Consider the following 18,926-nt stretch of genomic DNA (forward strand, 5'->3'; position numbering starts at 1 on the left):
AATATGAAATTTCCAGCAATTAAATATAATCAATCAAATTATAGACTTGTTTCTACAGTTTTACCATTTAATTTAATAAATAGATTAAGTAAAACTCTAATTTATGGGAAAGATGAAGGAGGCTATCAAAGAGAGCAAGATCAAAAGCATTTTTTAAATATTAAAAAATATATAGAGACAAATGACTTTATATTCCCCAACTCAATCATTTTAGCCATAGATGAAGTGAAATTTCAAGAGATTGTTTCTTATGATCATGATAATAAATCTCTCGTTTATTTAAATTTTGAAAAAATAAATGATATCGTTTTTAGAGTAGTTGATGGACAACATCGCTTATTAGGAATTCAGAATGCTATATTAAAAGATGAATTATTAGAAGAATTACAATTGCAAATTTCTATAATATTGACTCCTGCAAATAAGAGGTCTATCGAAATGGAGATTTTCAGTAATATTAATTCTAAGGCAAAAAGACTAAAAACAGATTTAATTGAACTTGCAAAATATGATTATAGAATTATTGAAAATAAAGTAGGCAAAGATGAACTAAATCAACATATTGCGATTAATACCGCTTTTTATTTAAATGAAAATTTCACTAGTTCAAATGTATGGCAGAACGCAATTAAAATAGACATTCATGGTGAGCATAAAATTGGAATAATTGGCGTTAAAGCATTTAGCGAAGCTATTTCTGGAATAATTGCAAGTTATCTAAACAAAGATTCAAATAAGATTAGTTCGCTAGATGTTAGTAATGATCTCATTATTTATTCAAGAAATACTGCAAAAGAGTTAAGTGAATTTATTATTAAAGCTTGGCAAATTGTTTATAAAAAATGGAATAATACTTTTCTAGATCCACATAAAATTATTGATATTGATAATCAATATAAATCTATCATTTATAATCCATCTTTTTATATTCAAAAAACACTTGGCTGTAAATCAATAAATTACATACTTCATGATTTGTTAAAACAAAAATTTGGCAACAAATTTAATCAAGAAGTATTATTGGAATTTGAAAAAATAATTTTTGAAAGCAAATTAAACGATTCAGATTGGCTATTAGGAAAAACTTTAAGTGGGATAAGTTCCGAATCTGGATTTAACAAGGTTTCACGCATTATTAAAAATGAAGAAGATTTTATTCGAAAAGAATAATATGGTTTGTCTTCTCTATGCATAAAGTGGTAAACTTCCCTGTTTTTGAAGACTTTCCCTTTTGGTAAAGTCTTCAAAAACACTTTAACTAAATTAAACTATATTCCATTTCCCCTATCTTTAACTATATGAAGGACTACGAAACAACCTCCCCATTTGAAATGTTTGAAAGATTAACAAAAATTGGAGCTTCCATTTCTTATAAATTTGATGGTATTCTTGAAAAAGATAAAAGAAAAAATAAGTCAACTTACTATTTAGCGAAAGTTTTGAACACAAATATGACTATTTTAAGTCTTATTAATGGAAGTTTTAATGGTATCGAAAATTATTCAGACTCTCTTGATTTATCGACCATTTATTCTTTACTAAGAAATCAAATTGAAACCTGTAATATCTACTGGTATTTAATTGATGATTATTCAACAAATGAAAATTTAGATTTAAAACTTACAATTTTTGAATACCATGATACTCTTTCATCTCAAATAATCTATAATTCATTGTTTTACACAGAGGAAAATGAAGAATACTTTAAAGAAAAAGAAGAAAAGCAATTAATTGAAATTAAAAATAATCCTAATTTTGAATTACTAGATAATAATACAAAAAAGCAAATTTTAAGTGGTAATAAAAGCACCATTGATACACAATTTGAAATTATAACTAAAAGAGCGATTGATTTAAAAATATTCAAAGCATATTATAAAATATTTTCGACTCATATACATTCCTCTCCAACTGCAATTAAAAATTTAACTTCTTCAAAAATTAATAAAGATCATGAAGAGTTTGAGATAATGTTTATGTTTATCTCCCTAAATTATATTAGTTTATTCATTGCAGATATGATACTATCAATAGTTAAACTTTGGAATCTTAATGATTTAAATAAAGATGATGAACAACTCCTTAAATTTTTAAGAAAGCAATTATAGCTGTAAATAACTTATCACTAACATGAGCATTGCAAAGTCCCTTTCTTCCTACGCCCGCTAAGATTTTTTCTTTATTTCCATCTCTTTTACAAATTCGTATTTCTCTTCCAAAATCGGTTGTTCAGGCCAAAAGTCTTTTGGAGAGCATCCTAAAACTTTTGATATTAAGTTTAAGCTTTTGATATTATATTTCGCTGTTTTAGAATGTGCTTCAACATCTGAAATATAACTTGTGCTCTTACCAATAGCTAAAGAAAGAGAAGTTTGGCTAATACCTCGGTGTTCTCTTATTTCTTTCACTTTCAAAATTATATATCGCTCTATTTCGTCTAAAGAATCATGCATAATGACAAAGTGAGCCAAAAACAAAATAAAAAACTAAGGACTATAGTCCTGTATTTCGAAAATATTATTATATTTGGAAAAGATTACTCATTAGAGTAATTTTGCGATACTTCAAAGAAATATAGAAGCTATTGCTTAGAGTCTTGTCATAGAAAACTGGTAATTTTTAAAGCAACAAGATGATAAGTATGAAGCTCACGACCTAGGCGTGGGCTCTCTTATCTGTTGCACGGTATACCAGTACCTCTATGACGGATATTGTAGAGTCCCATGCCGTTTTATTTTCATGCAGTTCTGCTTTTCTACAATCATCTTTTTCTAAGCCTGCTTTCCCACATCAAGTATCATGAGATGTTACAATGGGGTGTACAATCCATTGCGGCCTTAAGGCTTTCAGAAAGACACAAATTTTATCATAAGTTTTTATTTTTTGTCTTGTAGGGCGGGAAGTTCTGCCCATGCTGAACTTCCTCCCTTTTTATAACCTATAAAAAATCGTGTCATACAAATAGTATTTAGGTTACAGAACAAAGCTTAGCTTATACCAGTATCATGAAGTTTCCATGATGCATACCCCACTACGTTCCATACAACCCAACCGTGATGAAAAGAAATAATCCGTTCCCTATAGAAGGAATTAATTACAAAATACGAAAGCATGAAAAAAACTAAAATACCCTTTGAAACCCAATGTCGGGCAGTGCGTAAAAAGCATTCCGGAGTACAGCTTATGGAAATATTTTTTCAGTTCAATGATCTGGCGGCCTCTAAAGAGCAGCTAAACCGCATTATGAGTTATGCAGTAAAGAGAAATATCTGGATCAGGGAAGATCCATCCGCCATTGTTCACTTTCGCCAGTCGATGCAGTCGTTTGTGCGGGCAGGCTATCTCATCACCCCGAAGAAAAAGAAAAGTCCCCTCCCTACTCGGTTGAAAAAAACCTCTCCCCTGCTACTGGGTTTGCTTTCGGAAAAAGAATACCGGAACCCGTTGCTGGTGTTCAAAAAAGCATTCAGAGAATACAGCATCAAGGAATTTGACTATTTTATTTGCGGGATGGTTTATTTCGCATTAGGTGCTTACCGCAATATCCCGGAAAGTAATATCGTGAATCCGTACATTCATCTGACAAAAATGCTGGATGCAGCCCATCTCATTCTGGAAAGGAGAAGGAAAGAATAAAGATAGTCTTGCTCCGCCATACACAATCTCCCTACTTTGCGCTAATAAACTAAGTAATCCTAAATTTTCCGATTTAGGATTATCTATAATATTATTTCATCTAAAATACCTTCTTCCACTCCCCCAACTTTACCTATATTTGTTTCGTAACCACAATAAACATGCACAACCAAAAGGGTAATGGAATGAAAAAAATATTTTGGATATTAATTGTTGTCCTTTTTACAGTAAGCTGTTCTAAAAGTAAAAAACAAGAAGAAACAGAACTAAACAAAATAGTGAATGCTGTTTTGAAATACGAATACAATCGTAATGCTTCAAAAGAGAATCCCTATTTAGTTAATCCTGAATTGCTACAATTAAAAATCTATACTCCCAGCCCAAAAGAAATGTTGGGAGAAGAACCGGGCCCACCACCATTTTTTAATAAAAGTGTTGTTCATTTGCTTGATTTTAAGAACAATAAATCAGAAGAAAGAAAATCTGATTCTTTGCATCTGTTACAACAAAACCAATATGTTTTTGATTCTCTGAAAGTTGATCGTAAAATAAACCCCAATATAAAACTCGCCACTAAGGAAGATATTAATAATCGTGTAAAGTTCTGTGAATTTTCCAATCCTGTGTACTTCAAAGACGGACATGCTTATATAGAATCCAGATATTTTGACTCTTCTTTTGGAATTGGTTTCGGCTATCTTCTGGAAAAACAAAAAGATGGAAATTGGATGGTAAAAAAGGTGATCAATACTTTTATCACTTAAAAACACTACCCAGATCCGCAAAGTCTCCCGAGTTTGAGCAAATAATATTTATAGCCCAGAAATCAACAAATTAGAAATTTTACTAAAAAAATTTCTTAATATTTAAATATCATGAAATTTTTAAATTATCTATTAACTTACATTACCGTATTATTTTTTTTAACGTCAGCAGCCAAACTTTCAATATTAACGAGCGTTTCATTCAAATCAACACTCGTGATATTTTCAGACCTGCTTCCCGAATCCAGATGATAAGTTCATTAAAATTTAAGAATGAATATTATTCTATATTTCAGGAAGATCAATTATATTATATGGGACATTCCCAAAAATATTTGGTAAAATATAACATTTTGGGAGAAATACTAGGGACTGTAATACTACCTGAAGATCTTTCCCGTAGTTATTATTTAGATTTTTTCGTATCTGATAACCAGCTCTATATCCAACAAAATAATAATGAAAGGTATATTCTTGATGTAAATGCAAACAAATTTATAGAAACAACCTGGCTCATCCTCTTATTTTCTCTTGCTTGTTTAAGCTTTGCACCTATTATCATACTGTAAAGATAAATAATTAAGAATTTTTTTTCTGAAAATTAGAAATATACGTTATAAACTTATATAAAATAATTGTCTACTTTCGATCAGTACAAAATAAGTAAAAAAATACGACAGGTTTTGTCGCCTAATGTATATACCTTTGTACAAGTCGTTTAACATAATAAAAAACTCACACTTTATTAGAGTTAATTACTTTTAATTTTATATTTTTAACTTCTAAACCTTTAAACAAATTCAGTTATGAAAAAATTAACGTCACTAAAAAACGGTAAAGTACTTAATACAGGTAGCCTAAAACTACTTCATGGCGGTAAAAAAAGCCTTCTTCCTGAGGGCGTATGTAGTGGTTCAGGAACAGCTAATGACCCCTATGTTTTAGCTTCAGTAGTTATTCCTTCTGGTGCATCTGACGGGTGTTAATTACAATTTATATCAGGGCTTTTTCTTTGTAGAATCAGCCCTTTTTTTATTATGATTTTAATTTTATCTACTACACATGATGACGACACAAATGTTGTTATGGAACATTTAGCGAATATGGGGGAATCCTGTATTCGTATTAATGATGTCGATCTATTTAATGGAACAACGAAAATATATTATAAAATTTCTTCCCCCACTTCATTAACTGTTGAGAATAAATTATTTGGAAGTGTGGATTTGAGCCAAGTTAGAGCTGTATGGTATAGAAAATGGGGCAATTTTAACAAATATAAAGATTTGCTTGATCAGAATATTTCAAATGAAATGTTCCAATATTTACATTCAGAGTATTATGGTATTTTAAAAACAATTCTATATTTTTTGAATGATAAAAAATGGATAAATCATCATTCAAAAGTCAACAGATTAAATAAAATTGAAATGTTGGCTATAGCAAATAATATAGGATTAAAGATTCCGTCTACAGTAATTGCAAATAATTTTGATACAGAGAAGAAAGATTGGATTACTAAAGCTGTTAATGAAGGGGCAGTCATCAGCCATAATCAAAAAAAATTTCCTTTAATGACAGTAGAATATAATAATTCTACTGTTTCCTTTTTCCCAAGTTTATTTCAACAACATATTTACAAAGAATATGAGCTTCGGATTTTTCATTTAAATGGGAAAAATTATCCTATGGCTGTATTCTCTCAAAATGACGAGCAAACTTCTGTAGATTTCAGGAATTATAACCAGAATAAACCGAATCGATTTGTCCCTTACCAATTACCTGAAGATCTTAACCACAAAATCTGCCAACTAATGAAAGCATGTCACATAGATACAGGTTCTATTGATATTATAAAGGGGGTAGATGGAGAATATTATTTTTTAGAAATTAATCCTTCAGGACAATTTAGAATGACATCTTATCATTGTAACTATAACCTGCATTATGAAATAGCAAAACAATTAAAAAAAATGAATGATGAATAAGAGCTTACTGCAGGAACTTAACCCGCATAAAAAAGAATTGCTTCCGGTTATTTTTGCCCAGGTTACTGAAAATAATAAATTAGTAACACAGTCACTAAGAAAAATTGAAGCTAAAAAGTATCAGTCAGAAATTTTTTGTTTAAAACCTTATAAAGATGGAATTAGCCCACCTAAACCTTGATATTAATAAAAAATGCTTTTTTTTTGCATGTTGTATTCCGGTGAAAGGTATTCAATTAGGGGCTATTTATGATTTGCAAAGGGATGATATTGAACGGGTTCCCAATTCTCTGATTGATTTTATTTATAATATTCATTCTAAAACTATAATGAATATTATAGAAGAATGGAAAGATGATGATATTGCGCAGGAATACATAGAGTTTCTGATTGAAAAAGAGTTTATTTTTTTCGCATATAAAGATCATTTTCCAAATCTTTCAGATGATTGTTTTAATGATGATGTCTCAAAAATTGAATTTGCTACAATTATTGTATCAGATGATTTAATAGACAAAATGCAATATATTTCGAATAGAATTGATTATTTGGGAGTTAAGCGTTTACATTTCCATTTTTCACTTAATGTGGATGTAAAAAAAATCCATAATGTACTGAATTCTCTTCAAAAATCTTGTGTTACAGATTTATCTGTATCATTGCCCTACCAGGAAAATTTTACTGCCTCTGTAGTATTAAAAGAGCAAAGATTAAAAAGTATCTATTTTTATCAATCGCCTTATTCGAAGGAAGATAACTACGGTAGGATAAATTTATATTATTTAAAGCAAGATGAAAGTAATTTATTTGTTCCAAAATCGAGTATCGATACAATCGCTATCAATCATAGAGCATTCCTTACAGCAAAAAAATTTAATCTTGGCCTATACAAAACTATCCTCGTAGATCATTTGGGGAGAATAAGGTTAAATGCCGTAGATCAAAAAGATTATGGAATATTTTTAGGGTCAAAAGAAGAGATAGAAGAAAGTTTATCAATCCTCTCTGAATTATGGAGTATAAATAGGGATAAAATTCACCCATGTAAAGATTGTGAATTAAGATATGCCTGTACTGCAAGCTTCATCCCAGAATATATACCGGAAAGAGAAGGATATTTCGTAAATTGTAATTATAATATTCACACCAATGAATGGATTCATTAAACATATAAGTATATTAGCTTTATTCTGCTTAACGAGTTGTCAAAATTATTATTTTTTAAAAGAGCAAAGAGTTGAATCTGATAATCAATCATATAGCAAGTTTAAATTATATTTTGATCAAGGGAAAAACCAAATTGATTTTTATACTTATGGGGATTATGTGTATAACAAAGTGGATAAACAATATATATATTTCACTTCCTCAGAAATGAGAAAATTGTTATATCATAATATTCCGCAAAATTATACAGAGCAATTTTTATTTATGTATACTTATCAGCCTACATTTTCAAATATTTTAGGCTTTTATTATAAAGGAGTTTCTATTGAAGAAGTGAAAAAAAGATATTCTGAAATACCACATAAAGAAGATTTAAATCAAGTGTTTTCTCGTTACTCTTTCGGAAAATTTCAGGTTTTTGATTTGTTCAAAAAAGTTGATGGCGGAGTGATAAGGTTTGTAGCAATAAATAATCCTAACTATCCTAAAGATCCCAACTATAAAAACTTTAACAAAGAAATTAATGATATGTTCTTTGAAAATAATAACTTATTATGGGACGGATATGTAGAACCTATTAATTAAAAAAACTTTATGAAAAAAAATATTTTAACTTTCCTTTTTATTTTATCATGCCTTACTGCTTTTCAGGGCCAGACATATAGGATTTATTATCAGATGACATATAAAATAGATTCTACAAAAAATGAATCAGCAAATAAAAAAATGTTATTAGATGTCAAAGATGAAATTTCGAAATTTTATTCTTACGATTTATATCATATAGATTCGTTAGCTCTTCATAATGTAGATGTTCGGACAAAATCCGCGGATTTTGATTTTATGATAGCAAAAAACAAAAAAGAGAATAAAATAGAAAAATATTATATAATTGGATTGGATAGGTATTCTCTGAAAGAAGACTGTCCTAAATTAGATTGGAAAATTACAGAAGAAACCAAAAATATTGATAATATAAATTGCCAGAAAGCTACTTTACATTATAAGGGAAGAGATTGGACAGCGTGGTTTGCTAAAGAAATTCCTTTCCAAGAAGGACCTTATGTTTTTAATTCTTTGCCTGGTCTTATAATAGACATAAGAGATTCAGGAGATAATTATATTTTTACCATGACTGAACTTAAAAAAGATAATGGAGAAGTAAATATGGAAACCGATTTCATTCCGGTTACTCAAAAACAATTAAACAAACTTTATCTGGATTATTATAATGATCCTTACAAGGAACTCAAGGCAGGAAAAGCTGTAATGAAGGTTGTGGATGAATCAGGAAGAGTAGTAACCCCTAACTTTAAGCAACTTACTGAATTTAAACAAAAGCTTTTAAAAAATAATAATAATCCTATAGAACTCTCGGAAGCTATCAAATATCCATAGGGAAGCTCACGAAATAAGGCTGCCCCCTTAAATTTGGCCTAATCCTGAGAAAGTAACCAGGTGTCCTGAGCATAATATTAATCTTTTGATAGATTTTATCCTTAACGTACAAGATTCTACAGTTATATGACCACTGTGCATAAAAAAGCTCATACAGTTATTGTAGGAGCTTTTTTATGTATTTTCTCCCGAATGTATTTTGATAAAATTTATAATTTTGAAAAATACATGAGTAGGCGAAGCCGATTTTAATAGTCGGAAAAACATTCTCTTATTCCTTCCCTTTCTTAAATTACTGATATCCTTTAAAATAGTTGGTAAGCGATTCGCTGTCTTTCGGGTTCGACTTCTGCCACGCCCTTAGAACCTGCGACTGCTGTACATAACTATCCCATTTAGCTTTTTCTACGATAACATTTCCGTCCTGGTTAATTTCCTGAAGAACTTCGCCCTTGATCTCCTGTTTTGTCCTAACACTTTCTTTATAATATTTTAGTCCAGAATACCCCCCAAATAGAGCCAGTCCCCAACCTGATATCATCACAAACAAAGAAATATACAGCACAGGTTTATAATGCTTAAAATAATCTTTGTACGATTCCAATTTCTTCAGGTCTTCCGGAGAAATTCCAACCCTTATATTCATAACGCTTTCCCTGAGTTCCTTCAGGCTGTGATCGATCAGCTCTCCGGCTTCATTCAGCTTTTTATCCATGCCGGAAATTCCGGAGTTTAACTGCCATCTCATTCTGGAAAGGAGAGGAAAAAAATAGATGAATATTTTATGGAATTTTACGAGCTAAGAACAACATTACTGAATAAGTATGACCATGATGTAATGATTAAATTTGGTGGTTAGAAAAATAATACAAACAGCCATGAAACGACAATTATTCATATTTATATTCCCCAGCTGTGTAAAGTCTCCCGATTCTGATCCGATACATAAAACAAAAACAGTATTTTTAAAACCTTTACAGGACAGCTAAGATATCCTGCACTTCAAAAAAAGACGAAATGGAAAGAATTTCAAACGATATAAAAGCACTTATGAATCAGGCTGAAATTGAAATAGAAAATTTTGAGTTAAAGCCGGGAGAAAAAATAATTGCTTATTTCTCAGAGTTACCACCCATTAAGGGGTTTCCGTATAGAATAATTTTAGCTGAAAATCCTGACGGAGTTATCCATTCGAAATTCAGGCAGTGGGATACATCATACAACCTTACGCAATGGGCTCTTGGAATTTATAATCTGGACAGACTCAGGATCATAGTGGACGAAAAAAAAAAAAATCCACAACAGATAAAGCAATGTTGAGGGAACAGTTTTCACTGTTGGAGCAAATAAAACTGCCGGAAAGTATAAGCGATGAGAAAGCAATTGTTTTGGATGGTTCTGAATGGAAATTCGGAATCAATCTTACAAATGAAAATATTAATTACACCTGGAAAGCATCAACAGTAGCTATCAATCTATTCGTTCCGATCATTGAACTGATGAGAAAACAGCATTTGGATAGAATTGAATGATTAAATCCCAAAAGTGACCGTAAAAAACAAAAAATTATTTTGATCTTTTTGGTTTTATGCTTTATTTTACCTTTCTAATAAACAGAAATATAAAAATTAAAATGGGAACCCTGCACGAAGTCTATCAGCTGCAACCGAAAGTCCTTACTTGTGGTGCCATCCTGCGCGTCAGGAAAGACCAGGAAACTCTTTTCTTAGAAAAATATGCTATCAACAGAGACTTGTATAATGAAGGACAGGGAATTTTTTCAAATACATTTGTAACCCATTCTGATAATGGAAAAGTCAGAAGATATGCACTTTACGCAAAAGAAAAAATAATTGATTTTGAAGAGCCCGGCGTATATATATCAATACAGGATGGCAGTAAAAATGGTTTTGGAAGAGATTTCGACGAATTGATACATGAGATGTCTCCCTATTTGGAAGACACCTTATTTTATGTAATCTGGGATTTTATAATCAACCGATACGAAATTAAAAATGGAAAATTACATTTCAAAAGTACGGAGAACTTCTCCTCCTGGAATTATAATTTCGAAGATTATCTACTGGCAAACTATACATCTTCCACACAACTCATTGCCGATTTTTATGTTGAAAAAGCAAATGAATTGATATTATTACATAATAGATTAAAAGAGTATGGAAACAATCCAAATGAGCTGTACGAAATAGAAGAATATGAAGAGTTGCTAGCCAACATTAACAATCATAAGAAGTACATTTCAATTGGGAGATTTACTGAATTGGAAAATTGGCTGAAAGTTCAGATTAATGAGTATGAATCGTAATTTAGATACAGATGAGTATTGAACTGATCCTTAATTTATATAAAAAGATCATACTATTTGAATATAAAAAGATCTGATTAAATAATGGAAAAAGACAATTTTGAAAATTTTAAACGAGAAACAGGATAAAAAGCAGATCGCTTGAAGAAACCAAAATTATTTATGAGTATTTAAAAGAAGGTAGTGACTACCCAGCAAAATGGTTATTAGAAAAAATTGAAGTTCACAAAAATAAATAATAATTGCCTTATTAATCCTTAGCAGCAATTACCAGACGGTGGCAAAGTATCACGGCTCTGAGCCACTAAAATAAAAACAGTACTTTTAACACCTGCTTTGAGGTACGGACATTTTCAGGATCCTATGGGTAGTTTAATAAAAACTGATAAATAACATGAGAGTAGCCATTTTTTCTGATATACACGGTAAAATATTATTGCCTTTCAAATTGGTTGATCTCTACCAAAAAGAAATACCATTGATTTTATTTTGCAGTGTGGAGACATGGGAGCTTATCCCAATATCGACAACCTGGACAAAGCCAGAACCAATCACCAAATCATAACACCATTGAAAACAAAATTAGTACTCCTTTCATTTTTGGGATCATTTTTAGCCCATGCACAAACACTTAATTTTCGAAATCTCGCCAATATGTCCGGAGGCAGAGGTGTCGCAGCCAGTGTAATAGTGGATGATAATATATACGTGAGCAATGGTTATCAGGAAAAAGCAAGTGATGCAAAGCCCTTCTACTTTGAGTTAGAAACACAAATCATCCGAAGCCATCATTACTTTGGATAGTGAGAATATCAGTAAATGATATATATATGTAAATAGAATAATACAATGAAATTTTTAAAGCTGCTTTTTCTGATTCTTATCATCAGCTGTACAAAATCCAATTCAAACACTAATGTGGATCATTACGATCATTTTAATATAAATCCCAGTGATAAAAATTGTGAAAATACCTTTCAATTTGGAAAAGCAAGCTTATGTATTCCAAAAATTGCAGGAATGTATAATATAATTCACAACACAACATCCAAAGATTATATACAAAGCAAGAATTTTCCTGGAAATACTCTTGTTGCTTATTATGTAAATAAAAAAATATATAAAAATTTACAAGTCTTATGGGAAGATCAATTTGATGATTTTTTTCAGATCTATGTTACCAATCACAATGAAAATAAAGATGTAGACACTTCTTATTTTACTGAAGTAAATGAAGATTATCTCAAAAAATATTTAAATTCTGATAAGTGGGAAGCGCTAAAAGAAAGACTAGAAAATATAAATGAAAAAAATGTTTTTGAGAAACCGGTAATAATAGAAACCTATTCATTATCTAAGAATTCAATGCAATATGTTACATTCATAACCATCAAAAAGGAAAATACATCCAAAAATATGATTACAATTGGAAATATGTTCATTGTACAGAACCGTTTATTTTTTCTAGTTATAATAAATTTTATCATAACTTCAACTCAATAGAAGAAGCCAAAAAGAGAAATAATGAGCTTATGCTAAAAATCATAAACAATAACAAATAATTAATAATCATAAGGTTATACAGAGCCTCCCAACTTTTGAATCAGACAAATAAATCATCCGAAGTCTACAGGCTTCAGATATGTTTCCTTTTTATAAAGTAAAATCCACGTTATAAGTAGAATATCATTGCAATTCGTAGATTTGAGCTACAGAAAGCTAAAACTAATTATCATGAGAAACTCAATTCTAATAATTGCTCTATTACTATCAACATTTTTATATCCGCAAAATCATTCGGATACAGCCGACCAAATGATTGATAAAATGTGTTCAGATCTCAAACAAACTGAAGACCTTAGTGATTCATTAAGAATAGAAAGCATAAACAATAAATTTATTCTTCCCTATCTCACTCAGTTTTCAGATTCAGAACGTCAGGATAAAATTGATCATTTATATTTCAGATTTCAAAAAAGATGTCAGTACTTTAGAGATTATCTGCAAAAAACAGATCCTGTAAAAAGTGATAATTGGGTGAGGCTGAATGTACGCCCAAACATTACAATATCTGAAAGTGAAATCAATAAATTTAAGAACAATAGTGAATTCTACTATTTGGAATATGATGGTGATAAAAAGACAATAGTAAAAACGGACAATACCTTTTGGATAGAAACGTTTCCTAATGGAACAAATTCAAAATTATACTATAAATGGATCGGTAAAAATAAATTCGAACTGGAATTTATTGAAAGTAATAATAATATTAAAAAGAACTTCAGCAAGAAGGAAGATCGATATATTTATGAAATTATAAATAAAGAAAATAATTTTTACTGGATCCTTCTTGAAGCTCCAAACGAGATAGTGAAATTTAAATTATTTGTAGGGAAATAGATAAGACTCTGTACAAAAAACTGCTAATGAAAACAGTATACAAAATCATCGTTATAATTCTCATCATTATTTCAATTAAAACTCTTGCAAGTCCACAAATGCCGGATTATATCATTTATAAAAATGATACAATTCCAACTTACAATCTAATCCTAGAAAAATATTTACAGAAAATAAATCCTGGGAAAGATCAACTATTCGGATTAAGTTTTAGAAATCGTGAAAGTTTTGGAGTTCCTTTAAATTGTTGGAGAGGTTATCAAGCAATTTATGAAGTTATAGATGAAAAATTATATTTAACACGAATTATTTCGTGTGGAGAATTACAAGGCAAATCCAAAATTAATATAGAAGAATCCACAAGAAAAATAACGGAAATATTTGGAAATAATGTCCGGAATAACCGCGTTTTAATTGATTGGTTTTCGGGAGTGATCAATTTTCCAAAAAAATAAAAGATAATAAAGAAATCCGTTGGGATGGTGTATTTTACAGAATCTTTGAATACGAAACTTTATTAGATTTTCAAAATGGAAATTTAATAAAACAACAAATCGCTCATAACTACCAAAAGATCCCAAAAGGAATCAATCGAATAGATAAAACAAAAATTTCTGATATTTTATTTAAACAACTGAAAAAGCAAAAATGGGAAAATGACTGTTCAGGAAAATATTTAATAACGATTGGGAAAGATGGCAAAATTTCAAATGTTAGAATGCCATATTCGGAAAAAGAAATCGATGAATATTTTGAAAAAGAAGAATATAACTATTGTATCCAAAAAATTAAAAGTGCTTTAAGTAATCTTCAGTTTGATATTATAAAAGATAAGGGAAAACCTATTGCTGAAGATATTTATTTAGAAATTTGGCAAGATAAGAACAGCAGCCTCGAAAATTGGACACACTAAAAAAGTAATTCCCGCTAGTTGAAAATCATTGCCCAGCTGCACAAAATCTCCATTCCTGCCGTATGAATGTATCGTGTAGCCTGGATTTTAGATAATATAATTACTAATTCATTATAGCCAGACGAAAGGATTTGTGCGAGAGCTAGGGAGACAGCAGTACTATTCAAAATCTTTTATATGCGTGCTATAATTTCATAACTTTGTTCTGTCATTATAAAAAAGCAATAGTCATACTCCATCAAAAACTAAATCGAAACACCAGCTGGCAAAGTCTCCAGACTTTGAGCTAGCAATATAACAAAGTCAATCTTTAGAGGTTGATTTTATTTGTATAGTAAGACCTTGAATAGTTATTCTAAAATTTATATATTTATAATAAAACAAACACAATGAAAGAAGGTTATATTATAAGAGATCAGGATAAACCCCGCTACACAAAGTCTCCTGACTTTGCGCAAAAAAAATAAATCATAAAAAGCCAGAGACTTTGAATTCCTTACCAAACGAATAAATTATTTTTTCAGAACATACTTCACAGTAAAAAGACTTCAAAAAACAAGGGGAAATCAAACCGTTTTTCTTTAATAAATTCATTTCTAAAATAAATTTTCATTAGTTTAGTTTTATTGAAAATATACCTCCATGAAATTACTAACTACTTTTCTGGCAATTTTTCTTAACATTTGGGTTTTAGGGCAAAAAAGTAAGTCTGTAAAAACTTTTGCAGAAGTGAAAAATGATTCGATCATATCGGTTTCAATAAAAAACATGACTGAAGATTCATTATTTATTCCTACACAAGATTCAAAGTTTTATATGATTAAAGAAATGAAGAGTAGCTCTGGAATCTGGAAACCAATTGAATTTTGGAGATACTCTACCTGTGGAAATAGCTATTTTGAATCCGCTACAATTCCTCCAGAGAAATCAAAACAAACCGAAATACAATTCACTAAAGGAAAATCGTCTACTGAAATTAGAATAAAATTCCTTTTCAAAAATCAAATATATTATTCAAATAGTCTAAAAGTAAAATTAAATTTATCCGTACTTAATCAAAAGAAAGACCTTTACAGTGACTCTGTATATAAAAAAGCATTAAATGTTTCGGATGAAAAATTGGCAGCTAAACTTGTATTCCTAGAACCGTTTGCAATGGAGGAATTATCAGCAAAACAAAAGCAATGGATAGAGAGAATAACTCTTAAAAATAAGAAACTACGAGAAAATAAATAATCCATTTGATAGATAACCGCTCTATTTTTAATAGTTTTTTTATTTTTTCAATATACAGGCAAATCCTTTTTTAAAACGAGATAAATTATCCCCACTCCCCCATTTCCTATCCCCCAACTTTTACTTATATTTGTTTCTATAACGTACACAAATATGCAAAACAAAAAAATACATCAGGGGAGAAATATCAAGCGTTTTCGTGAGATGATGGGCATCAAGCAGGATGCTTTGGCTTTTGATCTTGGTGAAGACTGGAACCAGAAGAAGATTTCACTTTTGGAGCAGAAAGAAACGATAGAAGAGGATATTTTAGAAAAGGTTTCTCAGATTCTGAAAGTTCCTGTGGAAGCTATTGAGAATATGGATGAAGAAGAGGCTGTAAATATAATTGCAAATACTTTTGGAGATCATAGCATTGGATATCAGAAAAATGATAATCCTATTTTCAATCCTATTGAGCAGGTCCTAAAACTACACGAAGAAAAAATTGCGCTGTACGAAAGAATGTTGAAAGAAAAAGATGAGATGATGACCAGACTGGAGCAGTTGATTCAGAAATAAAAAACGCTCCCTATTAGGATATGGACAGTGCCCTCATTAAATATGTCAGTGAAAATTTATCCGCAGAATTGAGAGAAATCTCAACATCAAAACGTGCAGGATATGAGAATGGGTTAACTATTCATGAAAAAGCCATTATTTATCACTACACAGATTCAGGATATGACTCTTTAAATGAACGATTAAGAAATGGACAAGATATAAATGATTTTGGACTTTTTTTAAATTATAGCTTAGATAAATTACCCGATTACCAAGCTCTTTGTTACCGTACCATTCGGTGTCCAAAAAGAGATCTTGAAAAATATTATTCAGCATTCAAGAACAATGGCATTATTATTGAGAAATCTTTTTTATCTTGCAGTAAATCAATACTATTGGCACTTCAATTCAGTAACAGCCCCGTATTCATAATTTTATCAAAAAGAGGAAAAGATATTGAAAAAATCGCTAAATTTGGAGTAGATAGCGGACAAAACGAAAAAGAAATTGTATTTAAATCGGGTTCAAGATTTAAAGTATTAGACATCAAGGAAGCAGAAAATAAAATTACGATAACGTTAGAAGAGGTATAAAAATGGATTTAATAAAAGAATACTATAAAAATACAAATTTCAAAAATGACTCTGATTTTTTTGAGAATTTGGAAGACATTTTTATGTTCGGAAATATTAAATCTGAATATAAAAACAATGATTTTATCAACCATAAAGAGTTAATCAATTTACACCTAATAGATTTTCTTAAAAGTTTATTATCAAAAGATTTATTAACCAACAAAAGAGAAAAAGTTGCTGCTATTAATTTGATTTCAGAAATGGATCTTAGAAATGAATTTTTGGAATTAATTAAAGAGAAAAACACCAATAATACAGCTGAAATTTCTGAGAGATTAGGAGCTAAATTTATGTCATCAGTAGATAAAAGCAAACATTAATCTGTACTGAAAAAAGACTATTCCAATGTGAAGTCTTACTATTCTATCTGGAAATTTTATACTAATAATAACCGCTCTATCTCCTGAGCGGTTTTATCTTTCAAATTCTATTACTTATGTTCAGCTCATTTTTATCCCTCCAACTTTCCCTTATAAATACTAAACTCATATACCATTGAAAACAAAATTAGTACTCCTTTCATTTTTGGGATCATTTTTAGCTCATGCACAAACACTTAATTTTCGAAATCTCGCCAATATGTCCGGAGGCAGAGGTGCCGCAGCCAGTGTAATAGTGGATGATAATATATACGTGAGCAATGGGTATCAGGAAAAAGCAAGTGATGCAAAGTATATTGAAAAATATAATATTACTGATAACAGCTGGAGTATTCTCAATGCTACCCTGCTTCCCAAGAGATTTGCTAATTCCGAAACTTACAATAATAAAATTTATATTTTTAACGGTTGGGGAAACAGCCATCTTGAAATTGTAGACCTTGCCACCAATACAATAACGAAGGGAGCCGTTAATCGTTCCTATACAGGAAATGCAGGTTCTGCAATCTATAATGGCAGAATATATGTGTTTGGCGGCAGCGGACTCAATGGAGCGGCAACCACTAAATTTTCTAATAAATTTCAATATTACGATATTGCTTCCAATACATGGAATCCATTACCAGATATGCCTACAGCCAGAGAAACAAAGGGTAAAATTGTTAATGATAAACTATATGTAATTGGTGGTTTTAACGGTACCTCATCACGTCTGATCAATGTATATGACCTCAACACTAATCTTTGGATCAAACAATATACGATGCCTTCTGGTATATCCGGCCATTCATTAGCCGTATCCGATAATAAGATTTTTATTGTAGGCGGCTATAATAATCAAACTTTTCTGGCCTATTTTGATACGACAACCAATAAGCTGCATCAGCTATCATCCAATATGATTCCCAGAAGACATTCTGCAGCGGAAATATATCATAATAAACTATACATCATCGGTGGAAGTACAACGTCTCTCACCAGCTCAGCTATTAAAAGCATACAGGTGGCAGATATTAACGAAATTGTACTCTCCGCAAATGAAGCTCCTGAAGCTCCTGTATACAAGACAAAGGTGTACACCAATGCAGCCAGAGACGGTTTTGTAATCAGTAATAAAAATAACAGCAATCAATTTGAATACACTGTTTATTCCACAGATGGCAAACAGATCAACAAGGGTTTTGCCTATTATAATAAAACGATAGATTTATCAAGAGTACAGCGCGGAACTTATATTTTTATTTATAAAAATCAGAAAGGACTTTTACAAAAGGTCAGGATTGTAAGATAATAGTATCTCTTTGAATGACGATCAACTTCATGAATCATTTTCTCATTTTATCATTACCATATTCTTTCTAAGTCATTTCAAAAAAAAATATAAAACAGAAGTTCCTAAAGCGAGACTAAAGACCTAAAAATATCATCAAAAACATATTTAAATATTCATTGATGTATCTTTTATTGCAGCAACCCCAACACTCTAAATCATCATCTTTATTTTGTCCACCAAAACCTCAAGATAATAAGTAACATTTAT

General features: G+C 30.4%; 25 protein-coding genes. 23 read left to right on the top strand and 2 right to left on the bottom strand.

Translation table 11 applies throughout. The features are described from left to right. Positions 1-3: 3 nt before the first annotated feature. Positions 4-1,170, top strand: coding sequence for a DGQHR domain-containing protein (locus LF887_RS20355; protein WP_236856093.1), 1,167 nt, complete (start codon positions 4-6; stop codon positions 1,168-1,170). A 128-nt stretch (positions 1,171-1,298) separates the two neighbouring features. After that, a complete protein-coding gene (locus LF887_RS20360) occupies positions 1,299-2,108 on the top strand; it encodes a DUF5677 domain-containing protein (RefSeq protein ID WP_236856094.1) in 810 nt (269 codons plus the stop codon). A gap of 57 nt (positions 2,109-2,165) precedes the next feature. On the opposite strand, the gene LF887_RS20365 is transcribed toward LF887_RS20360, so the two are convergent. After that, entirely contained in the window at positions 2,166-2,453 is a 288-nt protein-coding gene (locus LF887_RS20365; protein WP_236856095.1) for a helix-turn-helix domain-containing protein, read from the bottom strand. 658 nt (positions 2,454-3,111) lie between these two features. Between LF887_RS20365 and LF887_RS20370 the strand changes: the two genes are divergently transcribed. From LF887_RS20370 to LF887_RS20405, 8 genes are all read left to right on the top strand, one after another. Next, the gene (locus tag LF887_RS20370) at positions 3,112-3,636 is read left to right on the top strand and encodes a hypothetical protein (RefSeq protein WP_236856096.1); all 525 of its coding nucleotides are present in this window, start codon (positions 3,112-3,114) and stop codon (positions 3,634-3,636) included. Between the two features lie 185 nt (positions 3,637-3,821). Then, the gene (locus LF887_RS20375; RefSeq protein ID WP_236856097.1) at positions 3,822-4,400 is read left to right on the top strand and encodes a hypothetical protein; all 579 of its coding nucleotides are present in this window, start codon (positions 3,822-3,824) and stop codon (positions 4,398-4,400) included. Between the two features lie 806 nt (positions 4,401-5,206). Next, complete coding sequence (locus LF887_RS20380; RefSeq protein ID WP_236856098.1) at positions 5,207-5,386, top strand: hypothetical protein; 180 nt, start codon at positions 5,207-5,209, stop codon at positions 5,384-5,386. Between the two features lie 51 nt (positions 5,387-5,437). Beyond that, positions 5,438-6,388, top strand: a complete 951-nt coding sequence (gene gwsG, locus LF887_RS20385; RefSeq protein WP_262912489.1) for a grasp-with-spasm system ATP-grasp peptide maturase — start codon at positions 5,438-5,440, stop codon at positions 6,386-6,388. Further along, positions 6,378-6,569 carry a hypothetical protein gene (locus LF887_RS20390; protein WP_076508320.1) on the top strand — a complete coding sequence of 64 codons (192 nt, stop codon included), beginning with the start codon at positions 6,378-6,380 and terminating at the stop codon, positions 6,567-6,569. Before gwsG ends, LF887_RS20390 begins: the two co-directional genes overlap by 11 nt. Continuing rightward, positions 6,544-7,554 carry a hypothetical protein gene (locus LF887_RS20395; protein ID WP_236856101.1) on the top strand — a complete coding sequence of 337 codons (1,011 nt, stop codon included), beginning with the start codon at positions 6,544-6,546 and terminating at the stop codon, positions 7,552-7,554. The genes LF887_RS20390 and LF887_RS20395 overlap by 26 nt, the downstream gene beginning before the upstream one ends. After that, on the top strand, positions 7,538-8,140 hold the full coding sequence (locus LF887_RS20400) for a hypothetical protein (RefSeq protein WP_236856102.1): 603 nt from the start codon (positions 7,538-7,540) through the stop codon (positions 8,138-8,140). Before LF887_RS20395 ends, LF887_RS20400 begins: the two co-directional genes overlap by 17 nt. 9 nt (positions 8,141-8,149) lie before the next feature. Then, complete coding sequence (locus tag LF887_RS20405; protein ID WP_236856103.1) at positions 8,150-8,953, top strand: GLPGLI family protein; 804 nt, start codon at positions 8,150-8,152, stop codon at positions 8,951-8,953. 292 nt (positions 8,954-9,245) lie between these two features. Here LF887_RS20405 and LF887_RS20410 read toward each other — a convergent pair whose 3' ends face one another. Then, the gene (locus tag LF887_RS20410) at positions 9,246-9,701 is read right to left on the bottom strand and encodes a hypothetical protein (RefSeq protein WP_236856104.1); all 456 of its coding nucleotides are present in this window, start codon (positions 9,699-9,701) and stop codon (positions 9,246-9,248) included. Between the two features lie 269 nt (positions 9,702-9,970). On the opposite strand from LF887_RS20410, the gene LF887_RS20415 reads away from it, so the two are divergent. The 13 genes from LF887_RS20415 to LF887_RS20475 all read left to right on the top strand — a co-directional run bounded on the left by LF887_RS20415 (position 9,971) and on the right by LF887_RS20475 (position 18,677). Further along, positions 9,971-10,273 (top strand): hypothetical protein, encoded by a 303-nt coding sequence (locus LF887_RS20415; protein ID WP_236856105.1) that lies wholly within the window; start codon positions 9,971-9,973, stop codon positions 10,271-10,273. Continuing rightward, positions 10,267-10,485, top strand: a complete 219-nt coding sequence (locus tag LF887_RS20420; RefSeq protein ID WP_236856106.1) for a hypothetical protein — start codon at positions 10,267-10,269, stop codon at positions 10,483-10,485. Before LF887_RS20415 ends, LF887_RS20420 begins: the two co-directional genes overlap by 7 nt. A gap of 101 nt (positions 10,486-10,586) precedes the next feature. After that, positions 10,587-11,279, top strand: coding sequence for a hypothetical protein (locus tag LF887_RS20425; RefSeq protein WP_236856107.1), 693 nt, complete (start codon positions 10,587-10,589; stop codon positions 11,277-11,279). Between the two features lie 489 nt (positions 11,280-11,768). Next, positions 11,769-12,083 (top strand): hypothetical protein, encoded by a 315-nt coding sequence (locus tag LF887_RS20430; RefSeq protein ID WP_236856108.1) that lies wholly within the window; start codon positions 11,769-11,771, stop codon positions 12,081-12,083. A 45-nt stretch (positions 12,084-12,128) separates the two neighbouring features. Then, positions 12,129-12,782, top strand: a complete 654-nt coding sequence (locus tag LF887_RS20435; RefSeq protein ID WP_236856110.1) for a hypothetical protein — start codon at positions 12,129-12,131, stop codon at positions 12,780-12,782. Positions 12,783-13,013: 231 nt separating this feature from the next. Continuing rightward, positions 13,014-13,679 (top strand): hypothetical protein, encoded by a 666-nt coding sequence (locus LF887_RS20440; protein ID WP_236856111.1) that lies wholly within the window; start codon positions 13,014-13,016, stop codon positions 13,677-13,679. Positions 13,680-13,705: 26 nt separating this feature from the next. Next, positions 13,706-14,134: a hypothetical protein gene (locus LF887_RS20445; protein WP_236856113.1), complete on the top strand. Its 429-nt coding sequence runs from the start codon at positions 13,706-13,708 to the stop codon at positions 14,132-14,134. Further along, a complete protein-coding gene (locus LF887_RS20450; protein ID WP_236856114.1) occupies positions 14,098-14,592 on the top strand; it encodes a hypothetical protein in 495 nt (164 codons plus the stop codon). Before LF887_RS20445 ends, LF887_RS20450 begins: the two co-directional genes overlap by 37 nt. Positions 14,593-15,234: 642 nt before the next feature. Beyond that, complete coding sequence (locus tag LF887_RS20455; RefSeq protein ID WP_236856116.1) at positions 15,235-15,828, top strand: hypothetical protein; 594 nt, start codon at positions 15,235-15,237, stop codon at positions 15,826-15,828. 153 nt (positions 15,829-15,981) lie between these two features. Then, a complete protein-coding gene (locus LF887_RS20460) occupies positions 15,982-16,389 on the top strand; it encodes a helix-turn-helix domain-containing protein (RefSeq protein ID WP_236856117.1) in 408 nt (135 codons plus the stop codon). Positions 16,390-16,409: 20 nt separating this feature from the next. After that, a complete protein-coding gene (locus LF887_RS20465; RefSeq protein WP_236856118.1) occupies positions 16,410-16,964 on the top strand; it encodes an ADP-ribosyltransferase in 555 nt (184 codons plus the stop codon). 2 nt (positions 16,965-16,966) lie between these two features. After that, positions 16,967-17,326, top strand: coding sequence for a hypothetical protein (locus LF887_RS20470; RefSeq protein WP_236856119.1), 360 nt, complete (start codon positions 16,967-16,969; stop codon positions 17,324-17,326). A 175-nt stretch (positions 17,327-17,501) separates the two neighbouring features. Then, a complete protein-coding gene (locus LF887_RS20475; RefSeq protein ID WP_236856120.1) occupies positions 17,502-18,677 on the top strand; it encodes a T9SS C-terminal target domain-containing protein in 1,176 nt (391 codons plus the stop codon). Positions 18,678-18,926 lie beyond the last annotated feature (249 nt).

It is taken from the genome of Chryseobacterium sp. MEBOG06, from assembly GCF_021869765.1.
Lineage (GTDB): Bacteria > Bacteroidota > Bacteroidia > Flavobacteriales > Weeksellaceae > Chryseobacterium.